This window comes from Bacillus cereus group sp. MG1 (assembly GCF_040460035.1).
In the GTDB taxonomy this organism is placed as follows: Bacteria; Bacillota; Bacilli; order Bacillales; family Bacillaceae_G; genus Bacillus_A; species Bacillus_A cereus.
In genome coordinates this window covers 4,418,547-4,437,796 of sequence record NZ_JARVGY010000001.1, presented here as the reverse complement: position 1 = coordinate 4,437,796, position 19,250 = coordinate 4,418,547, and the positions used below count along the sequence as shown (strand labels likewise).

Genomic DNA, 19,250 nt, shown 5'->3' with positions numbered 1-19,250 from the left:
TGGATATAGACTGTGAGGTGTAAGGAGATACCTTACAAAATAATAAAAAGGAGATTATAGAATGAGTAGATTAACAAAATTCTCAAAGTTAGTATTTGCAACTTTAATCGCGGGAAGTAGTCTAAGCACCTTTGTTTCGTCACACAGTGTACAAGCTGACACCTTAGATCCTAATTACCAAGACAATATAAAATTCATACCACCTTCTAGTGCTAGGCCAAAATTGGAACAAAAAAACACTATTGTTCCAGAAGCAAAAGTTGTTAAAAACCATTATGTAAAGTACTCTAAAGCACATTTCCAAACTAAAGAAAGTATACCAAAAGAGATTTATTATTCTTCAGAAGGCTTTAAGGGCTATATACAGGCAAGTACCGTTTGGGATATGGGAGATCATTTCGCAACACTATATTCCGGAACCGTTATTCGATGTTAGACTTTTAATCCATTCTCCCCTAATGCTTAAAATGGTTAATAACTCACTGCCAATACTGTAATATCTATTGTTCATAAAATAAACCACAAAATCTTTCGATTTCATGGTTTATCAAATATAAAGATAATGCTAAACGAATACTCTAACATTACCTTCCCCAAAGTTAATTATAGAGTATTTTCAAAAAAAAGACACTCTTGTAGTGTCTTTTTTATAGTATTTTAAAAAGAATTCCACCTACTAACACCTTTTTGTTGCGCCTATTCGTTTATTTCAATATAATACTTTTCCATCTCGTATATGCAATAGACAATGATAGCTAAACTCCAACTGACACTATAATAATTATGTGTGTAGAAGTCATAGCCCGCTTTAATACCTTTCTCTATTACAACTAATGTAAATCCTAAAGCCACCCATCTGTTAATTTTCATCTTTATAAACGTTAAAGAGATAATTATTAAAAATAAAATATTTGTAAGATGATTTATCATTAGCTCATATTTTTGAATGTATACTGCCATTATACAAGCAACGATATTAGTCGCAATGCCAAAGGCAATCACCGCTCCCCAAACCCTGTCCGAAAGTCCCACTCCTGAGTCAGTCCCTTCCTAAACAAATATCCCTTTCTTTAATTCGTTCCTACACCCTATTCAAGATATGCTAAATTATCCTTGTCTGATGAATATCTATTTATCTTTTCATATAGAGCAAACAAAATTTCTACCCATAATTTTTTCTTTATTAAACAAACTATGTCTAAGCCGTTTGAACTAGCGGCTTCACTCTTCTGGTAATGAGATAGCACAATTTATTGAATTGACTAACTCATTCAATCCACTGGCACCGGCAGGCAACAAAATAGTTGTCTGCCATTTTCATGTATACTTTTTCTAATTTCATTACAAACCAAATGTGTGCTGTACTGATTTCAAAAGGACAGCATTTCATTTTTTAAAATGTAAAAAAGATAAGATCCTGTCTACTTTTGGTATAGGACTTTTTCTTTTCACACATACTATTTTTGAACCTGTTTACCGATACGTGTCCTAATGGTGTCTTGAATTCCTCCTAAAAAGGGCTGCAGATACGACTGCATGCCCTTTTATTTACGTTGCTTCTCTATATTGAGTAAAATAATTAAAAACTAAAAATGTAATATTACATATTTTTTCTGTTCAGATTATGTTAAGATTTACTTCTTAGTCGAATTATGGTTTCGTATCTAATTCAGCAATATGTGAACTGTTTATCTAAAGAAAAGACACCCAAAAGGTGTCTTTTCTTCTTTTAATCTAAAAAACATTTCTCCTATTTAGTAAGATCCAATTAGCCCTCTAACCTAAGCCTCATATTTAAAGGTAATTTAATCATACACTCAAGAATTTTCATCTATTTCAATATACTTATAACTTAATTTCCAATCACATTTCCAGCACTATATTTGCTTTCTTACAGAATTTCTGTCTTGTTCTTAATTCTGTCAAAATCCTCATGTAGCTATACAAAGAATATATGCTACTATGATATTAAGAAACTATGCGTTCCCTTAACCCTGTATCCGGCCCTGTATTTATTACAGGGTCTTTGTTTATTTTATTGGCTTATAAAGGTTAATACACAACCAATTTCAATTAAAACCGTTTAAATGTTAGTTAGAATTTGAAAAAATATATCTATTAACTTTTTTAACAAATGTAATCTAATATTAAATTTCTAAATCTATACTGTACTATACACCAGTTAACACTATATAAATAGTATTAACTATCTTAATTGAATATTAGCAATAATAAGTATAAACATTATCAATTTACTATATCTTACATTTATGTAAAAATTGATGTATGTTAAGCTTATTCAAAATCTTTCCCCTAATAAAGATTTGAAGTAGCATTTCATGATTCTCCTTACTGTTAATATGCCTTGAAAAAGAACCCTATAGGGTTCTTTTTCTTTTCATTATAACCTCAGTAAGTCCTTATTTAACATGCAAAAGGACTGCTAATTACTTGCAGCCCTTTTACATGTTAATATACACTTGTATTAAATACTTAATACTTTCTTGTATTAGGCGTTTATACAAACTAAACATGCCATTATTATTTAGATATATAACACTTCAAAGTTTAGAAGTATACAATAACAAATCTTTCCCAACTTCCAGCTACATAACTATTAGCAGTTAATTCTCTACCACCATTTGCTGATATAAACCTACCATTACTTAGTGCTTGTAATACATATATCCTATTGTCTCCACCATTATATAAGATAAATTTTTCCCATGCCCCAATTGATGTACGATCTGCTACTACTCTACCGTTTGGCTCAAACGAAACGTACTTTCCATTACTTTTTGCTTTTAAAGCAAACGTATATAATTCCCCAGTCGGAATTAATTCAAATTTCTCCCATTCATTAACTGCATTACGATTTGCTACTACATTACCCGATGGCTCAGCAGAAACATATTGTAAATTTGCTGCCTGTATAGCAACTGTCCAACTTCCATTAAATAAATTCACGCCTTTTAGTGAACCTGCTCTTGATAGATTTGCTGCCGATACATCATTCGATGGTGTAATCATCAATATCATTAAAACCATCGGCAACATCATTAAAACTAACTTTTTTGAGATTGTATTACCACTTGCACGTGTTATGAACCTCTTCATTCCCATTCCTCCCTTAATATGCATAGAACTCATATACATCATACCAAATATGTAAAATATTGTAACGGAAGAGGGGTTTTATCAATAAATACCTTACTATTCTGTTTCTTTTTTCTCAAATCTATAGCACTTAAACATTTATCAATTCTCAAGCACATTTTTAAAATCCCCCCTGATAAACAAATATAGCAGTTGATAGCAAGGAGAGTATATACAAAAGAGAGAGTATTTTCATTTCACTTTTCTTTAAATAAAAACCAAATAGCCGTTCATAATGAACGACTATTTGCATCTAACGAATAATTAGAAGGTTCTTCATGTTAATCTATTTTGTTTAATCCCGTTGAAGTAACTTGATAGGTTCTTTTTTTGCCTATATATTCTTGTTTATTATTCTCAAGGTTAAGAAGTGTAGCACGTGTCTTTTCCTTTACTGCTTCCCCTTCTATATGGGTAAACTCAATGTAATCCCCCGCTTTTAAGGACACCGTTTGGATTTCAGCAGTTTGTTGTCTGTTTCCCACTATTTCCTTATTATACACAACATTACCGGTTGAATTCTTTACTGTAATACTTGCATATGTCTGATTAAAGTAAGAATGTGGTACGCCTGCTTCTAAATTCACCTGCATTTTCTCTGTTGTCCTATTATAATCAACTTTTGCGATTTCTCTATCACTATATCCTTTTAAAGACCACCTAAAATGATTTCCATCTAAAACCGTTGTTTCTGGCATTTTTTCTACTTTCTTCAAGCCTTCTTTTGTAACTTCGTACATGACTTTTTTTCCAAAACTTTCTTGTTTACTGCTGTCTACATTTATTAAAGTAGCTCTATGCACACCTTCTAGGTGTGTCAACTCAATATAATCTCCTACTTTAACTGGAACTTTTTGCGATTCAGCATTTTGTTGTTTGTTTCCATAAATGTCTTTATTGTATACTACTTTCCCTGTTGCATTTTGTACTTTAATACTCGCATATGTCTGATTAAAATAATGATGCGGTACGCCTGCTTTTAAGTCGATTTGCATTTCTTCTGTCGACTTATTGAAATTAATTTTTGCAAACTCGAAATCACTAATTCCTTTTAGTGACCATGCAAACTGGTTTCCTTCTAAAATACTAGAAGAGTTCGGGATATCTGAATTAAAACCTAAGTTATCTAATATAGATTTTAGATCAGGTAAAACACCTATTCTATCATTCCACGGATCTTGAGATTTTGTTCCTGTATTCGGATTACTTAAGATATTTCTTAATTCGGCTGGTGTATAAGGAGAACCTCGATGTTCTTTAGCAATACCTTGAATCGAAGTTGCTGCTCCAGCAATAATTGGTGAAGCACTTGATGTTCCACTAAATGTTGATGTATATAAATTTGTAGTATTTTGACTTGGATTTGCTGATGTTGTATCAACATTTTCTCCCCATCCATATACATCTAATCGACTTCCATAATTTGAAAACCATAAACGTTGATGTGGAACAGTTGATGATCCCGCCCCAACCATAATAGCACCTGAATCCTTGAAGTCTGGACTATTTCGATTTAAAATCTTTTTTCCATTACGATCTTTAAAATTATCTAAGTCGTTTGAACCATTTGCGCCAGCTTCTATAATAATAATCCCTTTATCTGTACCAACACGAATTGCATCAAAAATATCTGGATGTACTTCTACAGGTAAATATTTATCCCCATACCCATCATACGAAGCTTGTGCCTCTAATAAAAGAATATCTCCCGCTTGTAAATTATGTACAGCACTTAAAATAGCATCCGCTGTATTATAAATTCCATTATCCCTAATCTGGGATATTACTTTTACATTTGCTTTTGGTGCAATTCCAATATTTCCAATTTGATTATCTTCAGATGAAACAATTCCTAATACAGAAGTACCATGAGCTCTATGCTGGCTTATATTTTGTCCCGACATAAGCTTAATATTTTTATTGACTAAATCCTCATGGTTCAATAACCATCCATATTCCATATCCACAAAAGTTGTATCCTTCCCATCACCACCTTTAATGCTCCAAGCATGCGAGGCATTAATTCCCTTTGGTGCCGCTTCAAGATATCCTTGATTTTTAAATCTAGGGTCATCGTACGGATTAACAGATAAATTTGGTAACTGTATTTCAGGAGGGGTCAAAATTTGTTTTTCTTGTATATAAGCCTCCTCTACGAGAGGAGATGTTTCAAATTTTTTCAGTAATAATTCTATTTCTATGTTATTAGGAGCTTGTACAATATAATAATTTAATAAATTATTAGCTGATTCATTAGCAACTGATTTAGATTGTACTGATAACTTTTCAATCTCTATCGGATTTACAGATGAGAACAGACGATTCAAAGTAAGTTTTGTATTTTCGGAAAATAACTGCTTTAAATTGTTATCATAATCCCCATTTTTTATTCGTTTCTCAATACCATCTTCATAAGGTAAGTCAATTTGATTTTTAAACTTTACAATTAATCTTTCTTCCTGTGAATCTCTTTCTTTGTATGTGACATTATTAGATTCAGCGTAAACTTTATTATGAATACTATCATTTTGTAGGATTAAATCTGTTCCTACAAATGTGGTCATTGCAATTGATGAAATTAGAAACCCTTTGAATATGTTCATACTATACCCGCCAATCTATATTCTCTTGAGAATTTTTTAATGCGTATAATGGTTAAGATTTTTATATAATATATATATCTATAATTTAACTTTTGTAGTGAAATCTATGACTTTATTAATAATCCCATAGAGGTAACCTGATATATTCTTTTCTTTCCCATATACTCCTGTTTACTATTCTCAAGATTAGTAAGTGTGGCGCGTGTCTTTTCCGTTTGTGCTTCTCCCTCTATATGAGTAAACTCAATACAATCTCCTACTTTGACTGAAACGGTTTGGCTCTCAGCATCTTGTTGTCTATTTCCTATAATTTCTTTATTGTACAAAATATTACCGGATAAATTCTGGACTTTAATGCTTGCATACGTATTAGTAAAATAAGGATGGGGTATACCCGCTTCTAATTTAAGCTGCATTTTTTCTGTTGCTTTGTTATATTCTATTTTCGCGATTTCTCGATTATTATATCCCTTTAAAGACCACCTAAAATGATTTCCATCTAAAACCGTTGTTTCTGGCATTTTTTCTACTTTCTTCAAGCCTTCTTTTGTAACTTGATATCTTGCTGTTTTTCCAATGGTTTCATTTTTGTTATTTTCAAGGTTAATTAAAGTTGCTCGCGTTTTTTCCTTTGTTGCTTCTCCTTCTATATGGGTAAATTCAATGTAATCCCCTACCTTGACGGGCACAGTTTGGCTTTCAGCATTTTGTTGTTTATTTCCCACGATTTCCTTATTGTACAGAACGTTACCAGAAGAATTCTGGACCTTAATACTAGCATACGTACTAGCAAAATAGGAATGTGGTACACCTGCTTCTAGTTTTACCTTCATCTCTTCTACCGTTTTATCATAATCTACTTTTGCAATTTCTCTATCACTATATCCTTTTAATGACCATGCAAACTTGTTTCCTTCTAAAATTGTTGCTTCTGGCATTTTTTCTATTTTCTTCAGGCCTTCCTTTGTAACTTCGTATAGGGCTTTTTTTCCAAAGCTCTCTTGTTTACTATTATCTACATTTGTAAGAGTAGCTCTATGTACACCTTCTAGATGTGTTAACTCTATATAATCGCCTACTTTGACTGGAACTTTCTGCGATTCAGCATTTTGCTGTTTGTTTCCATAAATCTCTTTGTTATAGACCACTTTACCTGATGTGTTTTGCACTTTAATACTTGCATATGTACTATCAAAGTAGTCATGTGGTACACCTGCTTTTAGATCAATTTGCATTTCTTCTGTTGATTTATTTAAATTTACTTTCGCAAATTCAAAATCTCCAATCCCTTTCAGCGACCATGCAAATTCATTACCTTCAAAAATGTTTGGAGATTCATTTTTGATTTGTACCTTTTTCTCAACAGTTTGATCAAATATATCCGTTAATACAATTTTTGCATAAGCATTTGTTGGTAATGATATAGATTGACTGATTCCATTTTGATAAGATTTAATATCATTAATTACGTTAATAGGTTGGCCCGTCATATTTTCATTGTTATAAATTTCAATTTTCCCCTTAAATTGCGGTGTACTATTTTCTTTTAGTTTCCAAGATACATTTAATTTTTCATTTTCATAATATATAGATTGGATATCAAAATCTAATTTTCCTATTTCAGGTTGAGTAGGTTGATTTAGCGTGAATATTTTTCCTGCCCCAATAGTAGACTGCGTATTACCTCCTGCTTTGACCCATACATATTCTGAAGTAGATCCTCCATCATATTGATAAGTATTATCATGCGTTCCAGAAATACTTTGATTATTCCAAGAACTCCATTGTTTATCAACTAATTTTCGGCTATAACCATTTTTTAAGCGCGCTTCTCGAACATTCTGTCCACTATCAGCCCAGTCTTCTTGAAACATTCCTAAACCATGATTAAATGCAACATTAGCAACCGGAAAGTCCATAATTGCAATTTGATGCCATTTATTCTTTGTTACATCTTTCATCCATTGTCCAAATTTAGTATGACCATTTTCTTGCCATGAACGCATTGTCATTGTGTACCAATTGTAGTCTTTCCAACCATAAGTTGTTTGAACCTTCATTCCTGTTCCTTCTCCTCCAAAGGGTCCAGCTTGCGAATTCGGAGATAAGTATTCGGCCTTTATTGCTTCTTTAGAGGAAATTGGATCCCATAAGGCAAAATGTAAAGTACGTTTTCCATTTTCATCAAACCCACTTTGTTGTTGAAAACCAGCATATCCTCCAGCTTCACCACCTGCATTCCAGTTGTGTACAGCCCAGTACGTATAAGGTGGTGTCTGAACTGGTGACCAGTCTATACTAATAATATCTGAGGCAGGTATATTTTGGGGACTCACATAAACTGCTGGAGCAGCTGAATGTGTTGCAGCTTTAGTGTGCAAAATAGACGTTCCAAACATAGAAAACATGCTACATGCTGCGGTAATTATAATAACTTTATTAAATCTTTGCTTTGTTTTCTGACTAATCACTAATCTACATCCTTTTCTAATTTTTATTATTGAATACTAACGTAGTAGAGAAATCTATCAAAATTCAAACAACATCCAGTAATTCTTTAAAATACTGGATGTTGTTCTATCTTTACATCTGATTCTTACATATTAATTGATTGTAATTGCTTTCCATAACGATAGTGCAAATATCCAATTCGGGTCACCATTTCCTTGATGATTTTGAACAGCTTCATACACTGTCCCTTGATGTTCTACTTTATCCCCCTTTGTATATGCCTTCTTTGGATCCCATTTTTCATAAGATACATTTTGATCTTTGGTTTTTACAAGAAGAATTTCACTTTGGATTGATGTATTTCCAGCTGCATCTACAGCCTTCACTGCATATTTATATTCCTTATTAACTGTTAAGTTTTGATCAGTAAACGTCGTTCCTTGTACCGTTTGAATCAATTGTCCATCGCGTAATACCTGATATTCTTTTACACCTACATTATCTGTAGAAGGATTCCATTTTAGCTCTACACTGTTAGAAGTAAGGTTGCTTGCATATAATCCTTGTGGCTGTGTGGGAGCTTCTGTATCTGGTTTCGGATTAACAATTTGATTTACTTTCTTCAGACCTTCCTTTGTAACTTCGTACATGGCTTTTTTTCCAAAGCTCTCTTGTTTACTATTATCTACATTTGTGAGAGTAGCTCTATGCACACCTTCTAGATGTGTTAACTCAATATAATCTCCTACTTTGACTGAAACTTTTTGCGATTCAGCATTTTGTTGTTTATTTCCATAAATGTCTTTATTGTATACTACTTTCCCTGATGCATTTTGTACTTTAATACTCGCATATGTTTCATTAAAATAATGATGCGGTACGCCTGCTTTTAAGTCTACTTGCATTTCTTCTGTCGATTTATTGAAATTAATTTTAGCAAACTCGAAATCACTAATCCCTTTCAGCGACCATGCAAACTGGTTTCCTTCTAAAATATTATTTACATTAGGCATATCTGGTTTAATTGGATTAGAATCCGTACTCTTCCAAATCTCTGCTGTTAAAATTGGATATCCTAATGCAGCTACTTTTTGAATGGTATCGTTATTTGGACGTAATCCCCACTTCTCAAAGAAAGGAATCAAATTTTGTTTGGCTACTTTTGATGCTGAAATCATAAATAATTGTTTTTTATTATCATCAGTTTGTGGAAGTTCACCTGAAGGCATGTCTCTATACAATTGATGCAATTTAGGATAGAAATCCTCTCCATACGCTAACTGTAGTTGCCAAAGCATAACAAGCTTTACAAAAACATCGCTAATTTCATCATAATTTTTATTCACTTGTTCTAGATATTGAAATGCTTTTGGATAAATTCCACTTTTCTCTAAGTTGGATGGTTGATTAAATGCTTTTTCTACAGAAAGGCTGTATATATTATTTTGTACTTCTGTCATATTATAAAACTTCCAGGGCGATTGTTGTCTCAAATGTCCTGCCTCATGCCAAGGGCCCCAACCATCTGTTATAAATTTATTAATATCTAACACGTATTGGATTGCATCTCCTACATATGCTGTTCGATAAGAAGTTGCATACATATAATAATCGGGAGAATGATTTTCTTCTACGTAATGAACATAATGTTTATCTACTTGTTCTTCGGATAATCCAGCTACTTTGTCTTGAATTCGAGTAGCTTCATCCATCTTTTTTAAGAGTTGTACAGGATCTGTATTAGAACCCAACAAATATTTCTTAACACGTGCAAGGCTGGCCGTAATTAATACACGTTCTCCTTTTAACTCCACTGCATGTGCATTAGGATATTGGTCCAGCATGTTTATTAAATCTTGTTTCGTATGCTTTCCTAGTTCAAAGAAAGGCGTAGTCGTTCCACCTGTTGTGATTGTTGTTCGAATGGTACCCCCTTGTTGTTTATTATAAAAATAAATCATCCCCCCACTTGGAGATTGGATTGTGTTTATACCAGGTTTTAATGTAAATGATTTTATCTTAGAATCTTCTCTCCAAGAAGCATCATACGAATAAGTTCCAATATATACCTGAATATCTTGATTACCTTCTACATTAATCGTTATTTGTTCATTTGGCTTTGCATATAAACCAGTTGGTTCATATGGACTAAATGCCATACTTTTTCTTTCCTGTTGTTTCAGTACCTCAACATCCCCTTTTCCTGGGACTGTAAATGTTCTATTTTCTGATTTAACTGACTTTTCTTTTTGCAATGATGTCGATAAATTTTTTTGCTGCTCCTTTTGCTCCGCAAAGACATCCGATGAAAAAATCATTCCAGTCGCAAGCATAGTTACTGTAGCAGTGGCCGCAAGTATTTTTCTAGTTTTATGTTTTGAATTATTCCCCATATTATCTCCCTCATTTTTCCTTAGTACTCTTAAGTTTTTTTGTTTTCTTCTCCATGTTTTTACAATCTAAACTATTCATACTATTTAAATTGTGTCTATTACTCTATATTTTTTCATAAATATCTCCTTTTCTTTATGTATTATTGTATATAAATGTTATTTGATGACACATTAAATAACAACTTTACGATAAACTCATCGATAACAGCCTATTATGTTTTGATTCTGTATTCTAAACTTCCATCCAATTAGAGAAATATATCCAATTGGAGAAATAAGTAAATAAATTACAACATTTAAAGGTTGGGATCTCACGAAAAATTCATAAATTTTTTTTACTTTAAAGGTTTAAACAATTGTGACCACATTTGTTTGAACCTCCACAATTTTTTTCTAAGCTATTCTCTAAAAATCTTATTTTTCGTTGTAAATAAACCTGATTGGTACTCTTTATGCAAAAGAAAAGATGGAATCTTTAATTCAACTCCATCTTTTTTCGAAATAAAAAGCATCTAATTCTATTTGAATTAGATGCTTACATTTAGTCCTTAAGCCTAATATTCTAAACTATTTACGCGTTTGTAAATCTTTTTTTATTACATCCCAGAGTGAATTATCTTGACGCATCGGTTTACCCTCTTCATCCCATTTTATTTTTTCTGTTCCCAATTCATAATTCATCCCTGTCCATGTGTCTTCACGGAATGCATAGAATGATTTATGCCATCCTTTTTGGTTAAAGATAGAAATAAGATCTTGCATGTATTGGGTAGCACCTGGAACAGTACGGTTAATTCCAAACTCCTCTGCAATAATTCGATTAGATGGTACATGATTTTTCTTAGACCATTGTTGAATTGGCTTCAAAAATTTCTCTAATCCCTGCTTATTCCACATTACAGGTTTCTCTAAGTCTCCTACTTTTACTAATCCTGGATATTGATATTCTTTATTTTTCTTTTCACCTTGACTCGTTAATTCATATGGTTCATACATATGAAATGCGTAAAGCGTTTTTTTATCCTTTACTGGCTTTAAGTATTTAAAGGCCCATGGAGTAGCATATAAACCTGAATCTAAAATAACCGGTGTTTCTTGGTCTACTTCACGAATGGAGTTAATCACCTTTTCATAAAATCTGTTTAAATCCGCTGTCGTTCCCTCCACTTTTGCATACCATTTCTCGTAATCTTCCGTCCAAAAATCATTATATCTATTATTTTTAGCTGTTTCTGGATGTGGTTCATTTATAATATTATAACCAACCACCGCGGGGTGATCTTTTAGTTCCAGAGCGAGGTCCTTCCAAAATTGACTTGCTTGTTCTTGATACTTCTCTTCTTCCCATATTCTGTCGTCATTCTTATTATTATTAAATTGGCGCCATCGATCACCAGGTAAGGATAACATTGTAAGAACGACTTTCATTCCTTGTGATTGTGCGGCATCTAAATCCGCCTTTAATTTTTCTAGATCTTCCTTTACTAATCCCCGATAGTTATCTGCATTACCTATCAGAAAATCCTTTCCAGAAGTATCTGGTTTATCCTCAAATAGAAAATCTTTATCTTTTACCCATTTATCAGGTGCTAAACGTACATATTCAATATTAGCTTCTTTTGCACTTTTATAGTTTTCAGGTAATGACGTACTATTCATGAAATTAGTACCCTTTCTTTTCGAATCCCAAAAACTAATTTTTGAATCGCCCTTGTGGTATGTATCAGCTCTTACATTCATTTCCTGTACTCCAAAACTCATCATGCCTAATAACGCAACAATTGGCAAAACTTTTTTCACAACTTTTCCTTCTTTCTCTTTATATTTAACACACATAACATACCTTTGTTTTGTTACAGGAATATGGCAATTTTCCAAAAATACCTTTTAAATTTATACATTGGTAGTTCATTCATAAAAAAAGAAAGAGATAATTAGAACGTTGCTTCATTTTAAAAGAAACAAAAAAGGAATCCTTTACGGATTCCTTTTTGCAATGCACTCTTTTTCAAATGGTACATTTTGCACCTACTTTTAGTATAACTTATAATTCCTATAAAATAAATAAGATTAACTGAAATTTACTTCAAATTGTGATAAAAAACATAATTAAGAAGCGCAGATAACTAAATATCATCCCTTTATTAAATAAAAAAGATTAAATAATTCCCCCTCCAAACTAGGACCCCTTTACACTTTTTACAAATATTGTTATAATTAGATAAACTAAAGCATTATCCCATTAACAAAGGGACTCCATAATTGGAGTCCTTTTGTTAATTAGCTATTAAAAATGATAGCATGTGATTATTGTATAATTTCTTCCTTTTTTAGATCTGCATATTCTTCTACGAAATCCCATAAACCTTGCTTTTCGAAGTAAGAAATACTTTTTTCACTTCTTCTAAGAGTTTAATTGCTTCATCTTCATTAAGAGAACGTAAAATATTGAAATGATATACATACTCTTCATTTCCTAATTCCATACAAACTGCTAATCCTTTTTCAATAAGTTCTTTTACAATATTTGTTTTTCTTAGCTTATAGTGTTCACGCGCTTGTAAGAACACTGCTTTAAAATGGGCAATATTCTTCTCTGTGACTTCTGATAAATGACGAATTGCTAATTTAGATAAATTTTGAGTTGCATATAATAGTCCTAGATTATGCCTTACTATTAAAATCAATTTTTCTTCATTATGTTTTTGCAAAAGGTCAATGGAACGATTGAAATGTTCTTCCGCTTTTTCAAATTGCTTTAAGAATATACGAGCTGTCCCTAATGCGGTTTCACAAGAAGCAACTTTCACCTCATATCCCATTAGCCCTAAATACAAGGAATATAGATACTTATTTTACTTTCAAAGGCTGAAACCTTGCTGCATAACTACTGAAAATAAAGTGAAAAGACGTTCAAATCCATATGGATAGATCGTCTTTTCACTTTATTTCATACATATACTGATTTTTCACTTATTCATTTTGTATTGTACTTAAAAAACCAATAAATTCATCTTCATTTACAGGTTTACTGTAGTAATAGCCCTGAATTAGATAACATGCATTACGTTGTAACACTGTTAATTGTTCCTTCGTTTCTACCCCTTCTGCTATCACTTTCATGTTTAAAGTATGAGCAAGTGAAATAATGGTTTGTATAATTTCATCTCCATCAGTAGAAGTTCCAATCCTATTAACAAATTCTCTTGGAATTTTCAAAGTATCAATTGGATAAAGAGGCAGATACGCTAATGAAGAATAACCTGTACCAAAATCGTCAATTGATAAATGTACACCATATGATTTTAATGCTTTTAACTTCGATAAGGTTTCCTTTTCATCTACCATTGCTATTCGCTCTGTTAATTCCAAATCAATCGAATTAGCAGGTACTCCTATCTCTTCTATGGTAGATATAATGGTTTGAACAAAATCTTTCTGTTCAAACTCTATAGCTGATAAATTTATCCCCATCTTTAGATTTGAAAAGCCCGCAGAATGCCATTCTTTCAGTTGTTGACACGCTTTCTGTAACGTCCACTTCCCAATTGAAATAATCTGCGCCGTTTCTTCTGCGATAGGTATAAACTCAAAAGGAGAAATCAGTCCAAGCTCTGGATGTTGCCAACGTATTAAAGCCTCTGCACCAATAACCTTACCTGCCTTACTATCAATTTGTGGTTGATACAATAAAAACAACTCATTATTTTCAATTGCATTTGGTAAATCCTGTTCTAATCGTAATCGACGAGTTACTTTTTGAGATAATGTCTCGTCATACATACAAACAGCATTGTTACCTTTTTCCTTTGCGCTATACATAGCGATATCAGCGTGTTGTAAAAGTGTAGTAGTATTTATTCCTCCAAATGGATACACTGCTATTCCTATACTAAGAGATAAGTAAAAACTATGCTGATTTACTACAAATGGTTCTTCAGTTATACGAAATAGAGTTTTACACAAATCCAATAGCTGTTGCTCTGTTTGGTTATGGACAATGATCGCAAACTCATCACCACCTATTCTTGCTAGAGGAATAGTCGGTGACAGACATGTCCTAAAACGTTTGGCAACTTCTTTTAAAACCTTGTCACCAATCGAATGACCCAATGTATCATTAATAGTCTTAAAGCGATTTAAATCAATATACAGGAGCCCAAACTTATCCTGTGTTTTTTGTGCACGCTTAATAGATCTATCTAATTCTTGTTGGAAGAATATACGATTTCCAATCTCCGTCACCGTATCATGGAATGCAAGGTAATTTATCTCTTCCTGTTGTTGTTTCATCCTTGTTATGTCTTTTACCATTACATAGCTCCCAAAGGTTTGTCCTTCTATCATAATAGGAACTATAGTGACATACCAAAAGAGTATATCTTTCTCATTGTTATTTTTCACACGTAACTGTAGTGAAGATGAACTACATCGTTTCCCTTTCTTTATAGCTGCTTCCAATTCAGATTTATCTTCATCTAAAAAAATAGAGAAGCACTCTTTCCCTATCAATACAGCACTTTCTTTTCCTAATAACATACTTCCAGCCTGGTTTATATTTAATACGATACCGTTTGAATCAATCGTTAAAATAGGATCCGGATGATACTCATATAATGACTTAAATCTCTCTTGATTTTTTACTAAATCATTAGATTTATTTATTAAATCCCTTGTTCTTTGAGATACTGTTTGTTCTAATTGATTATTAAACACTTTTAATGTTTTAGTTAACTCTTTGTTTTGCATTCGTACGATTGTATGACGAATCAGTACAAATACAAAAGCAATACAATTTCCCGTAATTAATGTAGCTGAAGAAGTTTGCTCTTTCAAAGTAAAGCCAATTAAGACTGCAACTGCAAGATAAGGGAATATACCAAGAAGTTTCTCTCCAAATGTCGGATTAATAATAAAATAATTTCTTTTAAAAGAAGTATTCTTTGGGATTGTAGCAGCAATAGCGATAAATAATAGGAAAACTCTATACAAACACCTTAAAAATATAACTGAACGCTCTGACAAATCACCTTGTAAGTAAAAATACAAATAGTCCGTAATAGCCAATCCAGTTAATACTAGGATAAAAATAAACAATTTACTTTTTGCATTGAAAATAGCAGGTCGAAAGATCAGTGTAACTCCAAGTAATAGAAGCAATAAATCTATAATCGGAAAAATAAATGAGAGAAAAACATCTCCAATTGATAAGAATAAAATATTTGCAGATGGTTTATTAAATAGGTACCACTCTAATGTAAAAATAGCAGTAACAACAATGCATAAATCACAAAGTAAATATGCTTTCTCCCATTTATTACATTCCATCATAATTTTATAAAAGAACGCAAAAAGAAAGAAGAATAAGAAAAACAGTAGAAATACATCAGAAATATTAAAATTTTGTATTGGTAATTCTACATTAAGTACTTGAAAAGCGGATATGAAATTTCCTATCAAAAAACACCCTATTGCAATAGTAATGCAAACCCAGAATACTCCTAACTTAATTTTTTGGGATAATATAGAATACAGTAATGAGATAAATACAGTAGTTTCAACGACTAAAGATGATAGTCGGATATTAAAATCTGATACGAAATAATGATTCGGAAAAACAAATAAAAATATAAAGCAAAAGCTTATATAAGCTATTAAAGCCAATATCAATACATAAAATTGCACATATGCATGCTTACGCAATGGACTCACCTTCTTGAGTTTTTTCTATACTTTTATTAAAAAATGTCTTGATAGTGGCACAACTCCTACTAAATTTAAATGTGTGCTACCTATTATCCATATTATGACCTTTTTAAAAGATTTCTTTCTACATACAACAGTCTTGTTAACTTTTTGTAGATGTTTACAATTATTAATACTGAGGATTCTAAAAAGGATAAGCTGAAAAATGTAGTTTTTTAAGTATTTGCGCATCGTAAATTTGGCGGGTACAACTTATCTACTCTTTACATATGAGATAGAATCTACTCCTCTATTGGATTATAGTTGCTATCTGTCACACTTAAAAAGGAATGAAAATATACTATCATTAAAATAGAAATTCAAATTAGTTTACGAAACCAACTGTAACTATTATAGTTACATAAAAAGTTGATGTCAATTTCATATCCTCCCTTTTTAACGGACAAAAGACATGACCTATTGAACAAAAATGTGATGTTTATAAAAAGGGCGGTAAAGTTTTATCTCCTTACTCAAAGAATTATAAATGATTTAGAATTAGATGAAATTGAAGCTAATATTGCATCTCCCTAAAAAGAATGTTACTCTAAAAATAGAATTATGAAAGGAATGATGGATGAATAATGATTAACTAATTTATATTTTAAGTTGAATTTTATAACTTCAAACTACAAAATATAGGGTTAGTCTATCCATTTTTAAAATTCAGTTCATACTTTATTTGTCATGATTCAAATGATTAATAAGTACTTATTAAGTATAGACGAAAGACTAATCCTTCCGATTACAAATTGGGGGATTTTTTTATTCCCGTTTGTCTTAGTTGAAACTTACTAATTGTTAAATGTACTTCACAAATAAAGGAGCGAGAAAAATGAGTACTTCAGATACTATTGTTACACATGTAATGCTCTATATAAGTCGTTAATATCCATCAAACTTATATAGAGGAATTAAAAAATGGATGGATGTTCCGACTTTATATGAAACGTTTCGATATATAAAGGAGGAATTATTATGTCAATGATAAAGGTCCAAGACTTAACTTTTTCATACCCAGGTAGCTTTGATAATATTTTTGAAAGTGTAAACTTCCAAATAGATACGGATTGGAAGCTAGGATTTATTGGTAGAAACGGACGAGGTAAAACGACATTCTTTAATTTATTGTTAGGGAATTATGAGTATAGCGGGAAAATCCTTGCTTCAGTAGAATTCAATTACTTCCCCTACTCTGTTTCAGATAAGAACAAATTCACTCATGAAATCCTTGAAGAAATTTGTCCCCAAGCCGCAGATTGGGAACTTCTACGTGAGATATCCTATTTAAATGTTGATGCTGAGGTCATGTACAGACCATTTAAAACATTATCAAATGGGGAACAAACAAAAGTGTTGCTTGCTGCACTGTTTTTAAATGCGGGTCAATTTCTATTAATTGATGAACCAACAAATCACTTAGATACAGATGCACGAAAGATAGTCTCCGATTATCTAAGGAAGAAAAAAGGATTTATTTTAATTTCACATGACAGAATCTTTTTAGATGGGTGCATTGACCATATCCTATCTATTAATAGAGCAAATATTGAAGTTCAAAGTGGTAACTATTCTTCTTGGAAGTTAAATTTTGATAGACAGCAAGAACACGAGAAGGCTACAAATGAGCGTCTACAAAAAGACATAGGGCGATTAAAACAGTCTTCCAAACGTTCAGCAAGTTGGTCTAATGACGTAGAAGCTTCAAAAAATGGAACGAGGAATTCAGGCTCTAAGTTGGATAAGGGGTTTGTAGGACATAAAGCAGCCAAGATGATGAAAAGAGCAAAAAACCTTGAATCAAGGCAACAAAAAGCTATTGAGGAAAAATCAAAATTACTAAAAAATGCGGAAAAAACTGAGTCATTAAAATTGGAACAATTGCAATTTAAATCAAATGAATTGGTTACTTTAGTTGACGTGTCCGTTAAGTACAATGATCAAATTGTGAATGAGCCGATTAGCTTCATAGTTGAACAAGGTGACCGAATTGTACTTGATGGAACGAATGGGAGCGGAAAAAGTAGTATCCTAAAACTAATTCTAGGACATCCGATACAGCATACAGGCTTAGTTACTTTAGGTACAGGACTCATCATTTCCTATGTCCAACAAGATACTTCTCATTTGAAGGGATCACTATCAGGCTTTATTGAAGAGCACAAGATTGATGAAACCTTATTTAAGTCCATCCTAAGTAAGATGGACTTTGACCGAATTCAATTTGAAAAAGATATATCTCATTATTCTGGTGGACAAAAGAAAAAACTGCTTATCGCTAAAAGTTTATGTGAAAAAGCTCATATATATATATGGGACGAACCACTAAATTTTATAGATATCTATTCCCGCATGCAGATTGAAGAACTTATTCAACAATTTAATCCCACAATGGTTATTGTTGAGCATGATAAAATATTTCAACAAACAGTTGCAACGAAAACTATATCTATGTAGCTCAAAACGAATACTTGAAAATATAATCATTAACTTGAGTCCTTGAATTATAAAAACTTTAATGAATTGATAAAAAAAGCCTAATTTCTCTACAATACATTGAGAAATTAGGCTTTAAATAGTAATAATAGAATTCATAAACACTGAATAATTTACACATTAGGTTTATCTGTTAATGCAGTAACAATCCTGTCCACTAAGTTTTCTGGCATCCATTCATGATTTGTATCATTCGTTTCATTTGGTCCTAAAAAATCAATAAACTTTTTAAACTTTGGAAATAAAACAATAGAAGTGATCCAATGTATTGTATGATTTATGGAGAAGAAATGAAAAACTCCTTGCTTTTCACCCTCCTGTAATATTTCTTTTAACTGTTCAAAATTACCTATAAAATATGGTTGCTATTTTAAATGCCATTCACGCTTAAATATAGGAGTCTTCT

Annotated in this window: 10 protein-coding genes and 1 pseudogene; 2 read left to right on the top strand and 9 right to left on the bottom strand. The window is 32.0% G+C overall.

The annotated features are described in order from the left end of the window. The first annotated feature begins 61 nt into the window (after nt 1-61). Nucleotides 62-436 carry a hypothetical protein gene (locus QCI79_RS23240; protein ID WP_000088957.1) on the top strand — a complete coding sequence of 125 codons (375 nt, stop codon included), beginning with the start codon at nt 62-64 and terminating at the stop codon, nt 434-436. Nucleotides 437-696: 260 nt separating this feature from the next. On the opposite strand, the gene QCI79_RS23235 is transcribed toward QCI79_RS23240, so the two are convergent. The 8 genes from QCI79_RS23235 to QCI79_RS23200 all read right to left on the bottom strand — a co-directional run bounded on the left by QCI79_RS23235 (nt 697) and on the right by QCI79_RS23200 (nt 16,306). After that, the gene (locus QCI79_RS23235; protein ID WP_000524433.1) at nt 697-1,032 is read right to left on the bottom strand and encodes a hypothetical protein; all 336 of its coding nucleotides are present in this window, start codon (nt 1,030-1,032) and stop codon (nt 697-699) included. Nucleotides 1,033-2,568: 1,536 nt separating this feature from the next. Then, nucleotides 2,569-3,117, bottom strand: a complete 549-nt coding sequence (locus tag QCI79_RS23230) for a fascin domain-containing protein (protein WP_000819433.1) — start codon at nt 3,115-3,117, stop codon at nt 2,569-2,571. 320 nt (nt 3,118-3,437) lie between these two features. After that, nucleotides 3,438-5,759 (bottom strand): putative mucin/carbohydrate-binding domain-containing protein, encoded by a 2,322-nt coding sequence (locus tag QCI79_RS23225; protein WP_001019977.1) that lies wholly within the window; start codon nt 5,757-5,759, stop codon nt 3,438-3,440. Between the two features lie 104 nt (nt 5,760-5,863). Next, a complete protein-coding gene (locus QCI79_RS23220; protein WP_000625385.1) occupies nt 5,864-8,230 on the bottom strand; it encodes a putative mucin/carbohydrate-binding domain-containing protein in 2,367 nt (788 codons plus the stop codon). Between the two features lie 132 nt (nt 8,231-8,362). Then, nucleotides 8,363-10,603, bottom strand: a complete 2,241-nt coding sequence (locus tag QCI79_RS23215) for a M60 family metallopeptidase (RefSeq protein ID WP_000527904.1) — start codon at nt 10,601-10,603, stop codon at nt 8,363-8,365. A gap of 567 nt (nt 10,604-11,170) precedes the next feature. Next, the gene (locus tag QCI79_RS23210; protein ID WP_002101176.1) at nt 11,171-12,439 is read right to left on the bottom strand and encodes a glycoside hydrolase family 5 protein; all 1,269 of its coding nucleotides are present in this window, start codon (nt 12,437-12,439) and stop codon (nt 11,171-11,173) included. 512 nt (nt 12,440-12,951) lie between these two features. Then, a complete protein-coding gene (locus QCI79_RS23205; protein ID WP_002026151.1) occupies nt 12,952-13,425 on the bottom strand; it encodes a tetratricopeptide repeat protein in 474 nt (157 codons plus the stop codon). Between the two features lie 151 nt (nt 13,426-13,576). After that, nucleotides 13,577-16,306, bottom strand: coding sequence for a sensor domain-containing protein (locus QCI79_RS23200; RefSeq protein ID WP_001225488.1), 2,730 nt, complete (start codon nt 16,304-16,306; stop codon nt 13,577-13,579). 1,020 nt (nt 16,307-17,326) lie between these two features. Between QCI79_RS23200 and QCI79_RS23195 the strand changes: the two genes are divergently transcribed. Next, on the top strand, nt 17,327-18,805 hold the full coding sequence (locus QCI79_RS23195) for an Lsa family ABC-F type ribosomal protection protein (protein ID WP_000061793.1): 1,479 nt from the start codon (nt 17,327-17,329) through the stop codon (nt 18,803-18,805). A gap of 152 nt (nt 18,806-18,957) precedes the next feature. On the opposite strand, the pseudogene QCI79_RS23190 reads toward QCI79_RS23195, so the two are convergent. Next, nucleotides 18,958-19,209 (bottom strand): annotated as a pseudogene (locus QCI79_RS23190) (TetR/AcrR family transcriptional regulator); the annotation flags it as partial. Between the last annotated feature and the right edge of the window lie 41 nt (nt 19,210-19,250).